Raw genomic sequence first — 18615 nt, forward strand, 5'->3', positions numbered from 1 at the left:
GTCATACAGATCAATCCATACATTAGGAGATGGAGGAACGAGGCTACCTCTGCGAGGATCTCGATCCGTTCGATGAGCACGAGTCCGATCGCGATCCCGCCGACGAACGCAAGCGCGAAGTGAGGCGTGCCATAGCGCTGACTCACGCGTCCAGCCAACTCCGGAACGATCGCGTCCCGGCTAAGTGCATAGAGCGTTCGAGAGCCACTGAGTAGCGACGCGTTCGCACTCGAAAGCGTTGCCAGAAATCCCGCAATCAGGATCGCGACCGCACCCGTTCCGCTGAGATACGCACGAGCGACCTCGACGGTGGCTGTCTCCCCGTGTTCCAACAGGACGGGCGGGGTGAACGTGCTCGCTGCAACGAACACCATGGCGATGTAAAAGACCCCAACGAGGAGCACGGAGCCGATCAATGCGATCGGAAGATTCCGGCTCGGTTCGACGATCTCTCCTGCAACCGTCGCGATCTGCGCGAACCCGAGATAGGACGTAAACACCAGCGCGGCGGTCGTGAGAATCGTCCCGTATCCGTATGGGATCCACGTGGCGGGGACGCGGGAGGTGCCCAATACTCCGAGCACGTCCAGCCCACTACGGAGAAGAAACACGACGAGTATCGCGACCAGGACTCCAACGAGAGCGTTCTGTATCGCTTCCACGTTCTCAGTTCCGATGATCCCGATGATCGTCAGTATGCTCCCTGCTCCGATTCCTATCACTGAAACCGTAGACAGCGATCCGACTGACGCTGGAACTACCGATCGGATTCCGAGTTCTCCGAGGACGACCACTGCATATTCACCGAATCCGACGAGATAGAACGCCGCCGCGAATACGAGTCCGAGCGTGAGTGCGATTCCCACAACACCGCCAACGGTGGGGCCGAGCCCGCGGGAGATGAAGTAGTAGCCACCCCCGCTTTCGGGCATGGCGGTGGCCAGTTCCGCCGTCGGTAGCGCAATCAAAAGCGCCACACCGGCCCCGATCGCAAAGGAGATCATCGCTGCCGGCCCCGCCCGTCCCGCGGCCAGGCCGGGAAACACGAAAATTCCCGCCCCGATCATGGTTCCCGTGCCAATCGCGACCGCCCCGGGGAGGTTGATCATCCGTTCGAGGTCCGACCCCCCTTCGTCGTCGTCCGGGTTGCCAGCCGTGCTCACGTCACTCACCGTTGGTGTGTATTCGGTTTAGCTTTTCCGTGGTCAGACGGTGGGGATGTGGCCTCGATCACGGATCGTGACCGCCATCGGTGCGCACCCGACATACGGCTGCTGGAACCATTGAGAAGAATGGAATCGGGGAGAACGGATGGAACCCAGGACGCCTCCGGTAACCGACACACCGATCATTGGGAAATGGCCCGCCCCACCTCTGCGGATTTCGATTCGATCTCATACTCTCGTAATCGACGGGTCGTTTAAAATGGTATGGCACCAACTTTTCTTCATGAAGCTCCTCGTCGCTGTCGATGGGTCCCAGGAAGCCGACGATGCGCTCGCGTATGCCACTGACATCGCGGACGCAACGGAGGGAACGATAACCGTCGTTCATACGGTGGACCCCGACGTCTACGAACAGGGAGGGAGTCAACCGATTTCGGGACTCTCCGATGCCGACCAGCGACTCCTCCTCGAAAGCGTGGAGGATGCTGAAGATCGGGGACTCAACGTTCTCGATGACGCGACGACCCTCGCCGAGGAACTCGGTCATGACGTCGAAACGGAACTGCTGTACGGGGATCCGGTCACGGTGATCACGGACTACGCCGAAGAGACGGACTTCGACACCATCTTCGTCGGTCACCGCGGCCGCTCGGAGCGCACGGATCGAATGCTCGGAAGCGTTGCAAAGGCGCTCGTCGAACGGGCGACCGTTCCAGTCACCGTCGTTCGCTGACGACGGCCGCAACCGGCGTGTCGTTCACGTCTCTTCCGCTTGTGATTCCTGGAACGCTCGAACGTCGTCGAGTGTCGGAACACCTCGTTGAGCACCCTTCCGACGCGTTGACAATGACCCGGCGATCGTTCCGATCTCGACGGCTTCCTGCACGGACGCGCCGGACGCAAGTCGTGCTGCCACGAATCCGTTCAGGACGTCGCCGGCACCGGTCGTGTCGACCACCTCAACCGACGGCGGCGTCACGGTAAACCGTTGATCCCCTTCGACGATGACGTCGTCGCCCCCACGCTTTCGAATCACGACGCCGTCATACGAATCGAGGTAGGGTTGTAGCGCCTCGTACTCCGTTTCGTTCGGGGTGAGATAATCTACAGCGTCGTATTCGAGGAGTCGTTCGGCTCCCTCGGCGGGCGCAGGATCCAACACGACCGTCGGCGGATCCGATTCCGTAGCGAGATCCGAAAGCAATCCTGCCACCGGCTCGATCGGGATCTCGTTTTGGAGGAGTAGACACTCGGCCGTCGCTATCGTGTCGTACTGCTGTTGAACGTACGTCTGATCCACGGTATCGTTGGCCCCGGGCCGGACGACGATCCAGTTGTCCCCCTCCGAATCAACGAATACGTAGGCCGTTCCCGTCGGTTCCGACGCGGTATCCACGAGGGTCACGTCGATCCCCGCTTCTCGAAGGTGAGCCAGCACGTCGAACTCCTCGTGGTCGGGACCCACCTTCCCCAGCATCGTTGCCGTCGCTCCCGCCTTCGATGCGGCTCCGGCCTGGTTTGCGCCTTTGCCACCGTGTCGAATACTGTCGAACTCGTCGGGGAAGTCCTCCGGAACGTCCGTGACTTCGATCGTCTGGCCGCGATCGGGGAACCAGTCATAGCGGGTTTCGAGATCGGCGATCTCCGAGTCGGATACGCGTTGGATCCTGTCGACGTTGATGCTACCGAGACTGATGACGTGTTCCATATTCAAATCAACCCTCGTTTTATCTGGATCCCTCTAGTGACAGTCGATCGATTTCGGATGTGACGCGTGGAGACGTCGCTCCGATAGCGGCGTCCGTCGTCGCCCCCGCCACTCCCGCCAGCCAACGAGTGCTGATCGTCGGCGGCACTCGGAGTGGTTTCATCGGGACACGGTTCCTGTCATCGGACGATCGTTACGGGAACCGGTGCCCGGCGGGCGACGATCTCGGTGATGCTTCCGTAGACGGGCCGTTTTTCCTTCGCCCGTCCGTGTGCTCCCATCACGATGTGATCGATGTCCTCCTCGTCGGCGAAATCCACGATGAGTCGCTTCGGATCGCCGATTTCGGACACGGTATTGACCTCGCGGTCGTAGTCATTGGCGAGTTCCTCGGCCTCCTCGAAAAGCTGCTGGGAGACCTCCTCTGCTCGCTCGTACCAGTCTTCCGAGCCCATCAAGGGTTCATACGAGGTCTCGAAGTCCGGATAGGCACCGTAGCCGGGTTCGAACAGATCGACCACGTGAAGCACGGTGACTGATGCGTCCGGAAACTCCCTCAATGCGTGTCGAAGTGCCTGGAACGACAGCGGCGAGCCATCGATCGGAACGAGAACGTTCTTGCTCATCCGTCTCCCCATTGGTCATTGGTTCGTTCGAACGATTCGTGAGTGCTCGGGACTCGTCGGTCCGCTGTAACCAAAGCCATCATTACTTTTTGATTTCGGGTATCCGGGGTAGGCGCCTTCGGTAATTCCAATTGACTGAGAATGTTACCTGAACTAGGTAGAACCGGTGATTCGATCAGAACAGTGTCGAGCGATGGATCTCCGAGTAGGAATTGCGATGGGCGACGCAGGAACTTCTTACTGATACATTCCCGTCCGGGGTTGCTCCTGTTGTTGTTGTTGATACTGTTGGAGCTGTTCAGCGATCTGCTGTTTCTGCTGTTGGATCTCCTCGGCCTGTTCGAGAAGTTCCTGTGTGTCGATATCGAACTCGACGAGGGGCTCCAGTGCGTCTTCGATGACGGCACGAGCCGCCCTGGGATCGGGCATATAGGGATTCGAGCGGACGATGAGTGCCGCCGCCGGAACATCATCGTGATAACAGTCGGCCAATAGCGCACCGGTAACGCCACCGATGACCCCCGCCCCCTCTGCTAAGGTGATCCCCGCATCGGTTAGGTCGGCCTCTAACTGATCGGTCGTGGCGACGCCGACGACCTCTCCGACCTCTTCTTCGGACTCCGCAGGTGCTCCGGCGAGAAAAACGGCCTGTTCGAATTCATCCGCCACGTCGTTCAACACGCAGTCACTCAACGATTCGACTGCCGTGGGTGGGATCGGGACGTCGCTTTGAAGCGTCATTACGGCCGGATCCTCACCGGCGTAGACGCGCACGGCGTCACGAACCCGACCCTCATCGAACGCCGCGACCGGTGGAAAATCGTCGGAGACGATGGTTCCGTGCTGGTCTAACTCGAGTTGCTTCGTGATTTGATCGACGGCAATTGAAGCGACCAGTCCCAATCCGGGAAGTCCCTCGATGAGAGTCAGCGAGTCGGTCGTAAGTTCCGTCGTCTTCTCGAAACGCGTCGATGAATTCTGAGTCATCGGTTGATACCTACTCAAACAATTGGGGGGTACTGATTAAATAACGTTCCTCGTTGTCGGTTCCTGGGAACGAGGGTCCGGTTGATTACGACTCTCAACCGATCCAGTCGCCTATGACTCGTCACTACCGGAACGTCGGACTGTCACTACCGGAACGTCGGACAGTCGAATGACTTTTTCAGTGACGCTCCCGAGGAGATATCGGTCCAGACCCGTGCGGCCATGGGTCCCCATCACGACGATATCGATGTCCTGCTCGTCGACGTAATCAAGGATGGCCTGGTGAGGTGCTCCCCGCGCAATAGCTGCTTCAACCGTCCTGACATCAGCCGCCTCCGCTTGGTCGATGACGTCGTCGATCGCGTTCTGTCCAGCCTCTTCGAGGGCCTCGAGCGTTCCAGCAACTGACGCATCAACTCCAACGTTCGTGTCGACCACGTAAATCGTGTGAAGGGCTGCATCGTACGTGGTGGCGAGATCGATCGCGTGTTTGACGGCTCCCTGAGCCGCTTTGCTTCCATCCGTGGGAACCAGAATCCGATTATACATGATAATACATCTCTTCGGAGGGAACAAACGATATCTGTTGATTCTAAAAACGTGGGAATCGGCCCGCTCTCGGGTCGCCAGGAGTTCCGTCTTTTTCGCCGGCGTTCGAGCTAACGTGAACCTATATCAGATATAATTACTACTTAAGAATATATCATGTCGAATCATATCAACATAGGTGTCATATACTGACAAAAACCAACCCACTCAGGACGACGACGCCGAGAACGATCGACACGAGTCGACCCAGCCTGGCGGTACCGAGAAGCCACGCCAGCACGGCCTTGACGAACGTATTTGCGATGGCCGCGATGACGATTCCCGTCGTGGCGACCCGGGTTGAGACCGTCCCGTCCGCTGCGAGTTGGCTAAGAGTGATCGTCATCGCGTCGATATCGGCGAGACCGGTGAAGAACGCGGTCGCGTACACCCCCGATGCGCCGAACCACTCGTTGGCGGATTCAGAGACGAGTAACACGATCGCAAATATGACTCCGAATGCGAGGGCTGGACGCAAGCGAAAGGGATTCTTGAGTTCTTCGGGCTCAAGGGTCCGATCGGACGCCGTTCGCCAGTACAACGCCCCGGCAGCGATCGCGCCCACTGCAGTCATCCCTCCCAGCGGCAGTACGACGCTTGGAAGCAGATCGGGATTGACGACCGCGACCTCGATGAGCGCTCGCGGGAACATCACGATGGACGCGGTGACGACCGCAAAGGCACACACGTGATAGAGCGTCTCGTTCTGTGCGGTCTTCTCCGCCATCGAAACCGTCGTTGCGGTGGACGAGACGAATCCACCGAGGATCCCCGTGATGGCGATACCTCGTTCGGTCCCCAGGATGCGTCCGAGCAGGTACGCAACGAACCCAAGGCCCGTGACGAACACCACCATTAACCAGACGAATCGTGGATTGAGTCCGTAAAGGACGTCGACCGGGCGGTCGGGTAGTGCGGGGAGAACGACGAGGACGATGAGGATGAACTTCGCCGACGCCCGCCGTTCGCTTTTCTCGATCCGGTCGGCGAATTCGTGGATGGGTCCTTTTACTGAGAGGAGAACTGTGACGACGCCGCCAACGATGATGGCGACGACTGCGCTCCGATCGGAGTGTACCGTCATCGCTCCGAGGACAGCCGTGATGAGGGCAGCCACGAATGTCGTCAGGCCGATATCACGCTTATACACGACCTTCCCGAGATACGCGACTGTGAGCGGAACGACGAGTATTCCGAATGCCAGTGGGAGCAGGGACGGGAAGAATGCCTGGATGAGCGCTCCATAGAGCGCGATCAGCGGAAACGTTCGACTCCCGGCGAAGCTTCCGCCCGATTCGCTTTGTTCTCGCTCCAAGCCGATAAGTGCACCAAGTCCCAACGCGAGAAGAAGGCGTACGAGGACCTCGACGAGCGGATCCGTTAGAGGATCAACCATCAGTTAGCGTTCCCAGTGAATGTCTCAGCAGATCACGGTGATCGATAGCGAATCGGGCGGTTTTCCGTCGACTCCGACGTGGTTGTTCACGGTTTTTCGCCACACCCGAGATCGAGTCGTCAGTTGCTATCGATGATCGTTCGAAATTTGCTGTCGGTGATCGTCCGAACGATACCCGTGTCATAACCGTCCGGCTTGCGAGGCCCGTCCGGGTACGATGCCACTGTTGAGACGCACAGTATATCTCTGATGATTCGATCCATAAGTGTACCGGGGACGTTTGAATCCTCCTCGGAGACAGCTTGTATCATCCAGGAACGGACCGTTTCGTCGGCTACCGTTGCTCTGGCTTCGAGATATACTTGCAGGACGCCAGCGAGGCCGAGCTGTTGACGCTCGACGAACGGGGGCGTTGGAGACTGCGAACCGAACAGATCCTCGGCTCACCAGCTATCGAGAGCCTTTGTCAAAATATAAATAATCGGTTATGTTCGATGAATGTACAACAAACATATGATTTTCAGACTCTGAGAGAAGGGCCGTAGCTTACGTGCCGTCCGATCGTACTATCATATAGAACGATGGCTTCCCAGAAACCCACCCAGCAAGAGACGGTATTGCCCGACATCGAGATCGCCCGTACTGCGGATCGGCGACCGATCGAGGACGTCGCAGCCGACCTCGGTCTCTCACCGACGGATCTCGAACAGCGGGGATCCGAAATCGCGAAGTTGCAGTGGGACGCCATCGATCGCGAACTTGACCGAGAGGCGGACGGCAACCTGGTTTTGGTGACCGCGATGACGCCGACACGCCGCGGCGCAGGCAAGACCGTCACGACGGTTGGACTCGGCCAGTCGCTCGGGCAACTCGGCGAATCCAACGCGATCGCAATTCGTGAGCCCTCTCTGGGACCCGTGTTCGGTATCAAGGGTGGAGCGGCGGGCGGCGGCTACAGTCAGGTGCTTCCGATGGAGGACATCAATCTCCACTTTACGGGCGACATCCACGCCGTCACCTCGGCGCATAACCTCATCTCAGCGATGGTCGACGCGCACCGCCACCACGGAAACGACCTCGATATCGATCCGGACCGCGTGGTCTGGGGGCGGGCACTCGACGTCAACGATCGGGCGCTCCGCGACGTCGTCGTGGGACTGGGGGGAACCGCCAATGGACCGCCCCGCGAGGAGACGTTCTCCATCACGGCCGCATCGGAACTGATGGCCGTGCTCTGTCTGGCAACGGACATCGCGGACCTCCGTGAGCGCCTCAGCCGAATGATCGTCGCATACGATGACGATGGGGACGCCGTCGCGGTCTCGGATCTCGACGCCGTGGGTGCCGTCACTGCGCTACTGAAGGATGCCCTCCGACCAAACCTCGTTCAGACCATCGAGGGGACCCCGGCCTTCGTCCACGGCGGGCCGTTCGCAAACATCGCTACCGGGACCAATTCGGTACTTGCGGATCACCTTGGGTTACGGTTGGCGGACTATCTCGTCACGGAGGCCGGGTTCGGTGCGGACCTCGGTGCGGAGAAGTTCGTCGACATCGTCTCGCGCGAGGGAGTCCAGCCCGACGCAGTCGTCGTCGTGGCAACGGTTGACGGGCTCAAGAAACACGGCGCACCCAGTACCGACGACGAGGATTCGCTGGCAGCTCTGAAGGCGGGGTTCTCGAATCTCGACCACCACGTCGACACCCTTCGTTCGATGGGGTTGCCCGTCGTCGTCGCTGTCAATCGATTCCCCGACGACACGGACCGAGAAATGGATGCCGTTCTCGACCATTGCGACAGCCGGGAGATTCCCGCGGCGGTCTCGACGGTATACCGTGACGGCGGGGACGGGGGGATCGAACTGGCTCGCTTGGTCAGGACTGCAGCCGAGGAGAACGACGCCACTCTGGATCCGGTTTACGATCCGTCCGATTCGATCGAAGCGAAGATACGGGCAGTCGCCACACGGGTGTACGGCGCTGACGGCGTGGAATTCACGTCGCAGGCCCGTTCGGATCTCGCGAATGTCGAGTCGCAGGGACTGGACGACCTTCCGGTCTGCATCTCGAAAACGCCGGCGTCGCTCTCGGACGATCCGGAGCGAGCGGGCGTGCCTCGCGACTGGACGTTGACCGTTCGCGAACTCTACCCGTCTGCCGGTGCCGGGTTCGTCGTTGCGCTCACGGGAGACGTACTGACGATGCCCGGCCTGCCGGCGGATCCGAGCGCGACGGACATCGACGTGGACGACGACGGCACCGTTCACGGTTTGTTCTAACCAACGACGCGTCGGATCGCTCACGAGAGGGGTGGACGCGTCGGATCGGTTACGGAACGAATGGACGCATCGGATCGGGTTCCGATCGGTACCCATCGCAAATCGTAACCTTTCCATCCATTCTCTGAGGAGTACGGAAAGTACCATGCCCTACGACCGGCTTCTCCGGCATCTCGCTACCTCCGACTCGCCGACGGTTACGACGTTACCCGACGGGAGTATCGACTATTATTGCACTGTCTCTGATGGTACGAGTGATCCCTTCAAAACTCGGGAGTCCTTCGCTCGCGGGATATTCGGCGACCGAACGTCCTTCCCGTTTCAGGTTGAAACGACCGAGCCCGGTGGACAGGCGGTCAATGCCGCGAAACAACTTCATGCACTCGGAGGGAACGTAACCTGCTACGGTCATCTCGATGCGCCAGTTTTCGACTCGTTACCCTTCGAGACGGTCTCAATGGGCGATCCGTCGCTCGTGTACGTCTTCACGTTCGCCGACAGGGACCTCATGCTCGTCGGCAATTCGGAAGTCATCAACTGGACGCTTGAGGAGTTACGACGCGTCAGTGATCTCTCCGAAGTATTCTTCACCGACGCCATCTGCTGTAGCAACTGGGTTTCCGTGTCCGGTCTGGAGAGCACCTTCCACCAACTGAGCGAGGAGGATCTCCCACGCGTTCCGTTCGTATTCGATCCGGGAGACATCGTTGGAAGCGACCGCGCCGAAATGGACGCGTTGCATAGTGCACTCGCAGCCCTCCAAGAGACGTTTGACGTCGTCTATACCGCGAATCGGGAGGAGATTCGAACGACGGCTGCACCCATCGCCAAGTCGTTCGATGACGACGTCGATCGACTCGCCGCGATTCAGGAAGCGACTGGCATCACGGCGGCCGTAATGCACGCCAGGGACGAGGCTGCCGTTGCGACGAGCGACGAACGAACGAGAGTCGAAAACTATCACGTCGATCACGCCGAGCGTCACACGGGAGGCGGCGATCGGTTCGCTGGTGGATTGACTCACGCACTGGCATGTGGTTGGGAGTGGGAGACTGCACTCGCGTGTGGGAACGCCTGTGCGGTGTACTACGTCGAGTCGGGAGATACTGGCACCGTCGACGACATCAGTTCCTTCGTCGAGGATCGATCTCCCCCCTGATCGCCCCCGTCTCGGGAGCTATCGATCGGAACATGAGCAGGGATTCCCGAATTGGATATGGTATCGTTCATCCCATTCACATTGGATAAAAAAGTGTCGGGACGTTTATTACGGAGGAGAGTGACTTTGTCACCGTCTAATGTCACTCGATACAGCTCCCCCCTGGGAGGACGTCCACAACTACGTCGGCGGCGACTGGCAGGAACCCTCCGAGGAGGGACAAGCGATCGTCAACCCCGCAACCGATGAGGAGGTCTCATACGTCGGATTCAGTTCCGAGGAAGACGTTGATGCGGCCGTCAAGGCGGGCCAAGAGGCGTTCGAACAGTGGAGTTCGACCCCCGTTGAAGACCGAATCCAACCGCTATTCAACTTCAAGCAACTGCTCGAAGAACATCAGGACGAACTCGCAACCATTCTCGTCAAAGAACACGGGAAAACCATGGGCGAGGCGAGAGGGGAACTCCGCCGTGGCATCGAGAACGTCGAAGTTGCGTGCGGCATCCCGACGATGATGCAAGGCGGTCATCTTCCCAACGCGGCGCCCTCGATCGACGAGACTGCGGTTCGAAAACCGTTGGGCGTGTTCACCGCGATCACCCCGTTTAATTTCCCGGGAATGATTCCACTGTGGTTCCTTCCCTACGCCGTTGCGACGGGGAACGCGTTCATACTCAAACCGAGCGAACAGGACCCCGTCGTCGCCCAGCGGATGTTCGAACTGATTGACGAAGCTGGCTTCCCGGACGGCGTCGTTCAACTCATCAACGGGAGCGTCGATACCGTTAACACCCTGCTCGATCACGACGGGATCCAAGGGGCGTCGTTCGTTGGCTCCACCCCCGTTGCCAAGACGATCTACGAGCGGGCGGCAGCGAACGGCAAACGTGTTCAGGCACAAGGTGGCGCCAAAAACCACGTTATCGTCGCCGAATCCGCCGATCTCGACTTCGCCGCGAAGAAGACGGTGTCGTCGGCGTGTGCCTGTGGCGGAGAACGGTGTCTTGCGAACGACGTCGTCGTCGTCGACGAGAGCATCTACGATGAGTTTGTCGACCGCGTCGTCGAGGAGGCGAAATCCCAGACAGTCGGGTACGGTCTCGACGAAGGAACCGATATCGGCGCGCTCATCACGCCGGAACACGAGTCTCGCGTCCGCGAGATGATCGAGAGTGGGATCGACCAAGGCGCCGAGTTACTCCTCGACGGGCGGGACATCGAGGTCGAGGGCTATGAGAACGGGAACTTCCTCGCTCCGACCGTCTTCGGTAACGTGGACACGGATATGACGATCGTTCGCGAGGAAATATTCGGTCCCGTACTCGGCCTGTTGCCCGTCGCCAACATCGACGAGGCGATCGACGTGATGAACCGCAGTGACTTCGGCAATGCGGCCAGCCTCTTTACCAGCAGTGGCGCCGATGCCCGCAAGGTTCGTCATCAAGCCGACGTCGGAAATCTCGGCGTCAACGCCGGGACCGCTGCGCCGATGGCATTCTTCCATTTCGGTGGACGAAAGGACTCGTTCTTCGGGGACCTCCACGCACAGGGCGAGGACATGATCCACTTCTACACTGACAAGCAAATTTACATTGAGCGCTGGCCGGACGCCTGAAACGGACGGAGACCGTCGGGCATCTGCCCACGCTTTTCGATTCCGGAGACGATCGACGGAAACTGGTAGCTGCCACCCGCTACTGACAGACGGAGAGTTCGGTAGCGAGAACGAACACGGGAAACCAACATGAGGTACATCTGACGTTTCCTGTCGATCGTTTTGTACCGGGTTCGTTATTTATATATGGGCTGTCGACTTGTACAATTCGTGAAGCGGGCATCGACGACAGGACTGTTCCTTCTACTCGGACTTCTCTGGGGCGGGTCGTTCGTCGCCATCGAGCTCGGGCTCCCCCACTTCCCGCCAGTACTCTTTGCTTCCTACCGATTCTACATTGCTGGCACCGCTATCCTGGGATATGCGTTCATCACTACCGATCACTGGCACCCCCGTCGGCGAGCCGAGTGGCTCGTCGTCGGAATTTCAGGCGTGTTGATAATCGCCAGCACACACGCGTTTCTGTATCTCGGCGTGCCGTTCATCTCCGGTGCCGTGGCGGCGATCATCATCAGTTTCAGCCCCGTACTGACTGCCGTGTTTGCCAGCCGCTTACTCAACGACCGTCTCACTGGCATCGGTCTTGTCGGATTCGTTTGTGGTCTGATCGGTATCGGGCTCATTAGCAAACCCGATCCCGCGAATCTACTTTCGGCGAACGTAATCGGGGTCGGTCTCGTCTTTGCCTCGGCAACGTTCTGGGCCCTCGGTGGCGTACTGACGCGGCCGTTCCGTACTGACATGCCGGTCCAGAGTCTCCAGGCCTGGGCGATGTTACTCGGAGCACCGCTTTTACACGGGGTCGCGATCGCGCGAGGCGAGTCGGTGACTGCCGTCACGTGGACCCCGATTGCCGCCGGAACGTTGGCATACCTGGGCATCCTGGCAGGAGCAATTGCCTTTCTCATATACTTCGAACTACTCGACAGGCTCGGTGCCGCTGAAATCAATCTCATCGGGTATCTCGAACCAATCGCCGCGACGGGGCTCAGCTACCTGCTTTTGGGTCGACTGATCGATACACTCAGCATTGCGGGATTCATCGCCATCTTCATCGGATTCACACTCATCAAGCACACTGCTATCCGTGAATTTCTCTCCGCAGCGAAGCCTGCTAACACGTGATGAACTCGTCGTCGGTGAGGGGGCGTCTCCCCCGTCCGATATGCATCCGGTTGTACGCAAGGTCCGTTGGACGTCGGGACAATACTTTTCGTCTCACTGGGTCTTTTTCTCATCATGGGTACCCAGGACGGGGTTCTGAAGTGGGGAGAATGCACGGCTTCCCAAGTACGCAACGTCGCCGAACGTGACGGTTCGGTCGCCGTTATCCCGGCTGGCAGCGTTGAACAACACGGCGATCATCTCCCCGTTGGGACCGATACTATCCTCGCTGAAGAAGTAACCCACGCAGCCGCCGAGCGCGTCAGTGAGGACGTCCCCGTGCTGGTGGCTCCCTCCGTCTCCCCCGGCTTCTCACCACACCATCAGCCGTTCGGCGGGACGCTCTCGATTGAGCACGAGACGCTTGTTGGGTTTTTCGAGGATGTCGCGACTTCTGCGCTATCCGAGGAATTCGATGTGGTCTTGTTCGTCAACGGCCACCGCGGGAATGGCTCGATGATCGAGAGTGCTGTCAGCGTCGTCGGCGCTGCCAACCCCGACAGTGCGGTCGCCGGGGTGACCTACTTCGACCTCGCAGCCCCATACGTGGACGAAATACGCCAGACGGACGTCGGCGGAATGAGCCACGCCGGTGAATTTGAGACGTCGCTTATGCTTCACTGCAGACCTGCCCTCGTCGACGAAGATCAGTTCGTGAGCAATTCTCGGGACGAACCCCACGAACACGGCGTCCACGACATGTTTGACGGAGGGCCACTCTCGCGATATCGGACCTTCACGGAGTACACCGACTCAGGTGTCGTCGGCGACCCGACCGCAGCGAGTGCAGAAACCGGTCGGGCCATCTTCCAGCACGTCGTCTCGGAACTCGCCGACATCATACGCGAGCTCCACGAATTCAACTGATGTCTCCCCTGAAAACACGAATTCGGCATAGACTCATGAGTCCGGTAATGGTCCGACGATTTCGGTGTCGTACACCTCGTCCACGTCGATGAGTTTCTCAGCGTCCGCAATTTCTGACGGTGGGTTCGGGAGGCCTCCGGTCGGCGTCTCAACCGGGACACCGGCCTGGAGGAACCCCCGCTCGAGTCCCGGCTCGAACGCGATCCGGATCCTCGCCATCCGATCTTCAGTGTTTCGAAAGCCATGGGGGACCCCCTTCGGGAAATACGCGAGTTCACCGCGCCCGACCTGGACGCGTTCATCGTCGTAGTACACGTCGAAATCGCCGTCTGGTGCGAACAGCGCTTCGTCGTGCTCGTTGTGGACGTGCAGCGGGGTCTCATACCCCGGGGGGCAGAACTGCTCAGCGATGGCGAACGCCCCATCCGTTTCCGCCTCACTTACCCAGACCGTGACGATAGACCCGCGGGACCACCATACCGACGTTCCCTCGTCTCGTTTCCGGACAAGCGCATCAATATCTTGTACCATGATTGATATAGACGAACTCGCTAGCGATCGAATTAAATTTACCGTAGACTCTACTCACACTCCGTATCGCGTGCCAGACCACACTACCTTTGGACCTGTCGAGGTTGATCCACTGGATCGGCTCATACTCTCCGTATCCGGCAGTTATTGAACGAGAACGGACACCTCACGAACTCACTGAAAACGGTATTCGCCGCTAATCGGACAGAATAATCGGTTTCAAATACAGTTAAATAATTTAATAATTTGGGTATGGTGCGGGATCGTGTTGCGGTCGATCAACGGGCGACCCGAGTCACTGATGTCTGGTACTGGTTGCCTGCTGCCATCGATTCCGAAACGAACAGAACTCCGAGACACGGCTGTCCCAGACACGCACGACCACGTTTGCACCGACGTTTCTGATCGAGTTGGCCGGGAAACACGACGTCTCCGACGTCCCCAGAAATCGTGGGCTTCCAGTGTGCGAACGAGATGCGACGTCTCTCGGTACCGCCGTGTTTCTCGTCCATGACGCTGCTGATCTCGCTTGCGGCCTCAGACGGGATGGCTTCGAGTCCTGCGCTCAAATCCACGGCGATCGTAACTCGGATGGAAATACAATTTTTGATATATAACGACGAATATTTTCGCTTTCAGACTGTTTCAGCGATATCGACTCGCCGATCGCGGAAACGTGGTTACAAGCCTTCGCCATCTGGTGGTCTCCCGTGTACATTAACACGCTCGTCGATCTTCGTCTTTTGACCGCAGTGAGTCCAGTTGGGCGAGCGATCATTGCGTATACTGCGGCGGTACGATACCGTATTCATCGAGATCGATCCGATCACCGACGCTGACCATCTCAATCGAACGGGGATACGGGTACGAGGTGGCATACTCGTGCAGTGCGGTTGGATCGGCAGTCCATCCTTTCCAGAAGTCATAGTGTGTGGGAAGCAGTCGATCGGTCGACAGTGCGTTCGCGGACTTGATGATTTGATTGCCGTTCAGATAGTTATTCGCGGACCGGGATTCGCCCGTCTCTCCATCCAAGAATCGACCTCGAGTGCCATACGCAAGGGCACTCACGTCCACGTCGAAGTCCGACCCGATCGCATCGAATTCCTCCGTGTACCGGCTATCCCCGCCGTGATAGAAAATGCCAGATGCGTGTTCCACCACGTAGGAAACGGGCTCTTTCGCGTCCGGATCGTTTGCGGCTCGGACGTGGACAGTTAGATCACCGACTTCGAACGTCTCGTTAACAGTAACGATGGTTCGCTGGCTCTCGGGAACCTGGAGATCGCCGCCGTAATCGGGATCCTCATAGGCGGTTTCCGGTGCGTAGATCCGCGTTTCGTCCTCTTTGAAGAGGGGAGCATACGAGGGTGGATGCATGTGATCTGCGTGTTCGTGAGTAACGAGGACTGCATCACACGTCGTATCTGCCGGATCCATCGGGACTGGGATCATCCTGATCGCGTACGGACGGTGTCCGCCGGAACCGAAGTACGGATCGATGTATAGTGTGGTCGTCTCCGTCCGCAGAATAAAGCCATTACAGCCGAGATACCACACCGAGAGACCATCCGGGTCACTACGTTCGACTTCCTCTACAAGCCAGTCATCCCACGTCGGACGTATCATACTGAGTGACTGACCTCGAAGATCAATAAATATACTGGCGCTAGAGAAATGCTCGCAGATAACGGTATTGAGCGTGCTTTGAGCACCGAGAACGTACGTAGCGGCGGACAGAGCCAGGATATGTCCCGAGACATATGTAATCTGCTCGTGAGTGGCTCATCGCTCTGGTGGGGAGTCCCACTCGTCACCGTTGTCCTGTGGTTCGTATCCGATCACCTCACGAGCATGTTCGAGGTCGAACCAGCGTCGGTCGTTGTCGCTCACTCCGTAGAAGACGTCGTACTCGACTTCGTCGTCGGCAAGACAGCATTCGACCTGGTGGGTGAAGTCCCTTCGAGATTGCCACATTGCCTTCATCCGTGCGACCATCTCTTGGTATTCCTCGCTCCCGCGTTCCCACTCACCCTGGTCAACACCGCGTTCGGCGTCGCCGTAGGGGTGGTCGTACTCGGCATGGCGAATACTGGCGATCCGGAGTGAGTAGAACTGGGTCGGACTTGCGTAGTTTTCGGTGTAGTATCGACCCAGATCCTCGCCGAACGATTTTGAGGTTCCGTAGTAGGAATCGGGTCGGCGAGGTGCTGTGTGGTCGATCATGAGGTCGGAGTCGGGATAATAGATGTCCGGCGCGTTGTCGACCTCGTACATGCCGACAACGTGATTCGTCGAGCCGAAAATGAACTGCTCTACTTCGGCTTCCCTTACGGCCTCCAGCGTATTGTACATCCCGATTACGTTGTTCTCGAGGGCCTCCCCCCAGGTGGCATCAGTTCTCGGATATCCTGCGAGGTGAATGACGGCGTCCTGGCCCTCGAAGGCCGACTGTATCGCTTCCCGATCGCTCACGTCAGCAACGATCGTATCGTATCCACCGTAGGGATGGTCTTCCGGTCGATCCGAGCGGTTCAGGTACGTGAACTCGTATTCGTCTTTCTCGTGCAGGTGATCGATGATTGCCGTACCTACGCGTCCGTAGGCGCCAGTAACTAGAACATCCATCGACATGGAGTGTGATTGACTCACATGCTGTATAAATATGATGGTCTCTGAGATGAATGAGGTCAATTATCCCTCATGAAAAATAAACTACCAAAACTAGTCCATTGGAGCGTGTCATAGAAAGCCTCCCAAGGGAGGCCGCAGGGTTTGGAAACTGTGTCCAGCAGTACCAACGCCCTGCAAGACGTAGCTTCGGTAGACGACTTCTTGAATGTCGCGGCTACCGAGACAGTACCGCTGTTCGAACATCTTGAGTTCGAGTTTCTGCTTGAGTACGACGTGTTCGCCCCCGAGCAGCGGGGGCGAACACGAGTCCATCAGCCACCGGATCTCTTTCGCGGCTTTCTGCACTGCTACTACGAGGATGTCTACGGCACACGTCCGGTCACACGGGAACTCCAGCACAGCCTCGTCTGGTACTACTGCGGACTCGACAAACCGCCATCCAGAGACACAGTTGACCGCTTCCTCACCGACCTCGAACACGTCATCAACGATGTCTTCGACAGGCTCGTCGAGCAGGCCGCCGCCCGCGGCCTGCTCGACTCGACATATTCTATCGATTCGACACACATCGAAGCGATTCGGTACAACGACGCGGCGTCGTGGAACTACGATCCAACAGCTGAGGAGTACTACTACGGATTCGGCTGTACGATCGTCTCAACCGGAGCAAAAATCCCGATAGCGGCGGAGTTCACACAAGCTAAGCAAGCATCCCAAGAGACGGCGATGCGCGTCACGCGTGACGCGCTCGCCGTCGCTATCCCGATCTGGATGTTGGAGACAGCGCCTACGACATCCTCGACTGGCACGACCACCTGCTGGCCGCAGGGGTCGTGCCAGTCGCCCCGTACAACCCGCGAAACACTGACGATCCGAAAGACATCGAGTACAGGGTCGAAGACCGCATCGAGGAACAGAGCGAGGACGTTCAGCTGAAGCAATCCATCTTGGACGAGACGTACAACCGACGCACAGGAGTCGAACGAACCAACGATGCAGTCAAGGACTGCGGCCTCGGGCACGTCCGCGCCCGAGGCCGCGTCCACGCACGAACAGAAATGTTCGTAGCGCTGTGTCTCCGAATCGTCGTTGCAATCACCAATTTTGAGCGGGACGATGATCCTGGTCGTGAGAAACTCAAGCTATGAGACCGATTCTATGACACGCTCCATTGACTAATCGTTCCACCTCCGCTACAAGGGAGACTGTCGAAGGTCGTTCCAAACCGTCGCCTCCTTCTGGAATCAGCTCACCTGAATCTGCCCCTCACTGTTAGCGAGTGGTGCTTGCGAGCGTCGAATATGTCAGTAACGACCAACCGCCGAACGTCGAGCAATTCGAAGCGCGAGAAGATGATCTCCGTGAGCGGTTCCAAGACGTGATGAGTTCGGTAGCGACGGGGAAAAGCGGGATCGAGGGACGTGGCTGTTTGCGCGCCGTCGAACGGGGGGCATCCTGTCGGTTATTTGAAACTACATTCGCTGATGTCGAATGCGAGGTGGAGGGGTATACCTCCGGATCACGATCGACGATCAGCGACGGAGCGCTTTGAGCGGAGGCTACGCCCGAAATTCGGCGGCCAAAGGGTCGCCATTCGGTGTGTTCGTGATCCAATCCTGACCTGGTACGGAACGAACTCGACGTCGGATCATACACCGTGTTTGACCCGTTTAAATAACCCGTGTCCCGTCGTAGTGGCCCAGTGTTTCCCCTTGAGAACGTCTCCCTGCTGTGGGATCAAGTTGGATGTGGCACTTCGATATGGATTCGCTAATTACGAATACAACTATTGAGATCATATCTCATGGATAACAGCTGTACAGTTGTTATTCTCACTCCGAGATCGAGCACGTTCGATCGTCTTCACGTGGATCGGCCCCGTGATTTGTCCCACA

At 58.2% G+C, this 18615-nt stretch carries 17 protein-coding genes and 1 pseudogene; 8 read left to right on the top strand and 10 right to left on the bottom strand.

The window, feature by feature from the left end:
* Nucleotides 1–1109: APC family permease (locus ACERIT_RS11710; protein ID WP_373675098.1), on the bottom strand; the 1109-nt coding region annotated here is incomplete at its 3' end.
* Between the two features lie 340 nt (nt 1110–1449).
* Here ACERIT_RS11710 and ACERIT_RS11715 point away from each other — a divergent pair.
* A complete protein-coding gene (locus tag ACERIT_RS11715) occupies nt 1450–1899 on the top strand; it encodes a universal stress protein (RefSeq protein ID WP_373675041.1) in 450 nt (149 codons plus the stop codon).
* Between the two features lie 24 nt (nt 1900–1923).
* On the opposite strand, the gene ACERIT_RS11720 is transcribed toward ACERIT_RS11715, so the two are convergent.
* From ACERIT_RS11720 to ACERIT_RS11740, 5 genes are all read right to left on the bottom strand, one after another.
* Nucleotides 1924–2874, bottom strand: coding sequence for a ribokinase (locus ACERIT_RS11720; protein ID WP_373675042.1), 951 nt, complete (start codon nt 2872–2874; stop codon nt 1924–1926).
* 179 nt (nt 2875–3053) lie between these two features.
* Nucleotides 3054–3500 (bottom strand): universal stress protein, encoded by a 447-nt coding sequence (locus ACERIT_RS11725; protein WP_373675043.1) that lies wholly within the window; start codon nt 3498–3500, stop codon nt 3054–3056.
* Between the two features lie 237 nt (nt 3501–3737).
* Nucleotides 3738–4487 carry a proteasome assembly chaperone family protein gene (locus ACERIT_RS11730; RefSeq protein ID WP_373675044.1) on the bottom strand — a complete coding sequence of 250 codons (750 nt, stop codon included), beginning with the start codon at nt 4485–4487 and terminating at the stop codon, nt 3738–3740.
* 111 nt (nt 4488–4598) lie between these two features.
* On the bottom strand, nt 4599–5036 hold the full coding sequence (locus ACERIT_RS11735; RefSeq protein WP_373675045.1) for a universal stress protein: 438 nt from the start codon (nt 5034–5036) through the stop codon (nt 4599–4601).
* A 181-nt stretch (nt 5037–5217) separates the two neighbouring features.
* Complete coding sequence (locus tag ACERIT_RS11740) at nt 5218–6471, bottom strand: MgtC/SapB family protein (protein ID WP_373675046.1); 1254 nt, start codon at nt 6469–6471, stop codon at nt 5218–5220.
* Between the two features lie 581 nt (nt 6472–7052).
* Here ACERIT_RS11740 and ACERIT_RS11745 point away from each other — a divergent pair.
* The 5 genes from ACERIT_RS11745 to ACERIT_RS11765 all read left to right on the top strand — a co-directional run bounded on the left by ACERIT_RS11745 (nt 7053) and on the right by ACERIT_RS11765 (nt 13555).
* Nucleotides 7053–8750, top strand: coding sequence for a formate--tetrahydrofolate ligase (locus tag ACERIT_RS11745; RefSeq protein ID WP_373675047.1), 1698 nt, complete (start codon nt 7053–7055; stop codon nt 8748–8750).
* A gap of 145 nt (nt 8751–8895) precedes the next feature.
* Entirely contained in the window at nt 8896–9909 is a 1014-nt protein-coding gene (locus ACERIT_RS11750; protein ID WP_373675048.1) for a PfkB family carbohydrate kinase, read from the top strand.
* A 139-nt stretch (nt 9910–10048) separates the two neighbouring features.
* Nucleotides 10049–11524 (top strand): CoA-acylating methylmalonate-semialdehyde dehydrogenase, encoded by a 1476-nt coding sequence (locus tag ACERIT_RS11755; protein ID WP_373675049.1) that lies wholly within the window; start codon nt 10049–10051, stop codon nt 11522–11524.
* A 210-nt stretch (nt 11525–11734) separates the two neighbouring features.
* A complete protein-coding gene (locus ACERIT_RS11760) occupies nt 11735–12649 on the top strand; it encodes a DMT family transporter (RefSeq protein WP_373675050.1) in 915 nt (304 codons plus the stop codon).
* 114 nt (nt 12650–12763) lie between these two features.
* Entirely contained in the window at nt 12764–13555 is a 792-nt protein-coding gene (locus tag ACERIT_RS11765) for a creatininase family protein (RefSeq protein ID WP_373675051.1), read from the top strand.
* 33 nt (nt 13556–13588) lie between these two features.
* Here ACERIT_RS11765 and ACERIT_RS11770 read toward each other — a convergent pair whose 3' ends face one another.
* The 4 genes from ACERIT_RS11770 to ACERIT_RS11785 all read right to left on the bottom strand — a co-directional run bounded on the left by ACERIT_RS11770 (nt 13589) and on the right by ACERIT_RS11785 (nt 16714).
* Nucleotides 13589–14086, bottom strand: a complete 498-nt coding sequence (locus tag ACERIT_RS11770; RefSeq protein WP_373675052.1) for a cupin domain-containing protein — start codon at nt 14084–14086, stop codon at nt 13589–13591.
* A gap of 278 nt (nt 14087–14364) precedes the next feature.
* Nucleotides 14365–14655, bottom strand: coding sequence for a hypothetical protein (locus ACERIT_RS11775; RefSeq protein WP_373675053.1), 291 nt, complete (start codon nt 14653–14655; stop codon nt 14365–14367).
* A 205-nt stretch (nt 14656–14860) separates the two neighbouring features.
* Nucleotides 14861–15715 carry an MBL fold metallo-hydrolase gene (locus tag ACERIT_RS11780; RefSeq protein ID WP_373675054.1) on the bottom strand — a complete coding sequence of 285 codons (855 nt, stop codon included), beginning with the start codon at nt 15713–15715 and terminating at the stop codon, nt 14861–14863.
* A gap of 156 nt (nt 15716–15871) precedes the next feature.
* A complete protein-coding gene (locus ACERIT_RS11785; RefSeq protein ID WP_373675099.1) occupies nt 15872–16714 on the bottom strand; it encodes an NAD-dependent epimerase/dehydratase family protein in 843 nt (280 codons plus the stop codon).
* Between the two features lie 156 nt (nt 16715–16870).
* Between ACERIT_RS11785 and ACERIT_RS11790 the strand changes: the two are divergent.
* A pseudogene (locus ACERIT_RS11790) lies at nt 16871–17868 on the top strand (transposase).
* Nucleotides 17869–18101: 233 nt separating this feature from the next.
* Nucleotides 18102–18272 (top strand): hypothetical protein, encoded by a 171-nt coding sequence (locus ACERIT_RS11795; RefSeq protein WP_373675100.1) that lies wholly within the window; start codon nt 18102–18104, stop codon nt 18270–18272.
* The last annotated feature ends 343 nt before the right edge of the window (nt 18273–18615 follow it).

This window comes from Halopenitus sp. H-Gu1 (assembly GCF_041821145.1).
Classification (GTDB): Archaea; Halobacteriota; Halobacteria; order Halobacteriales; family Haloferacaceae; genus Halopenitus.

Coding starts and splice junctions, on each gene's coding strand:
- ACERIT_RS11715 (WP_373675041.1), top strand. CDS start 1,450: ATGAAGCTCCTCGTCGCTGTCGATGGGTCCCAGGAAGCCGACGATGCG.
- ACERIT_RS11720 (WP_373675042.1), bottom strand. CDS start 2,874: ATGGAACACGTCATCAGTCTCGGTAGCATCAACGTCGACAGGATCCAA.
- ACERIT_RS11725 (WP_373675043.1), bottom strand. CDS start 3,500: ATGAGCAAGAACGTTCTCGTTCCGATCGATGGCTCGCCGCTGTCGTTC.
- ACERIT_RS11730 (WP_373675044.1), bottom strand. CDS start 4,487: ATGACTCAGAATTCATCGACGCGTTTCGAGAAGACGACGGAACTTACG.
- ACERIT_RS11735 (WP_373675045.1), bottom strand. CDS start 5,036: ATGTATAATCGGATTCTGGTTCCCACGGATGGAAGCAAAGCGGCTCAG.
- ACERIT_RS11740 (WP_373675046.1), bottom strand. CDS start 6,471: ATGGTTGATCCTCTAACGGATCCGCTCGTCGAGGTCCTCGTACGCCTT.
- ACERIT_RS11745 (WP_373675047.1), top strand. CDS start 7,053: ATGGCTTCCCAGAAACCCACCCAGCAAGAGACGGTATTGCCCGACATC.
- ACERIT_RS11750 (WP_373675048.1), top strand. CDS start 8,896: ATGCCCTACGACCGGCTTCTCCGGCATCTCGCTACCTCCGACTCGCCG.
- ACERIT_RS11755 (WP_373675049.1), top strand. CDS start 10,049: ATGTCACTCGATACAGCTCCCCCCTGGGAGGACGTCCACAACTACGTC.
- ACERIT_RS11765 (WP_373675051.1), top strand. CDS start 12,764: ATGGGTACCCAGGACGGGGTTCTGAAGTGGGGAGAATGCACGGCTTCC.
- ACERIT_RS11770 (WP_373675052.1), bottom strand. CDS start 14,086: ATGGTACAAGATATTGATGCGCTTGTCCGGAAACGAGACGAGGGAACG.
- ACERIT_RS11780 (WP_373675054.1), bottom strand. CDS start 15,715: ATGATACGTCCGACGTGGGATGACTGGCTTGTAGAGGAAGTCGAACGT.
- ACERIT_RS11785 (WP_373675099.1), bottom strand. CDS start 16,714: ATGGATGTTCTAGTTACTGGCGCCTACGGACGCGTAGGTACGGCAATC.
- ACERIT_RS11795 (WP_373675100.1), top strand. CDS start 18,102: ATGAGTTCGGTAGCGACGGGGAAAAGCGGGATCGAGGGACGTGGCTGT.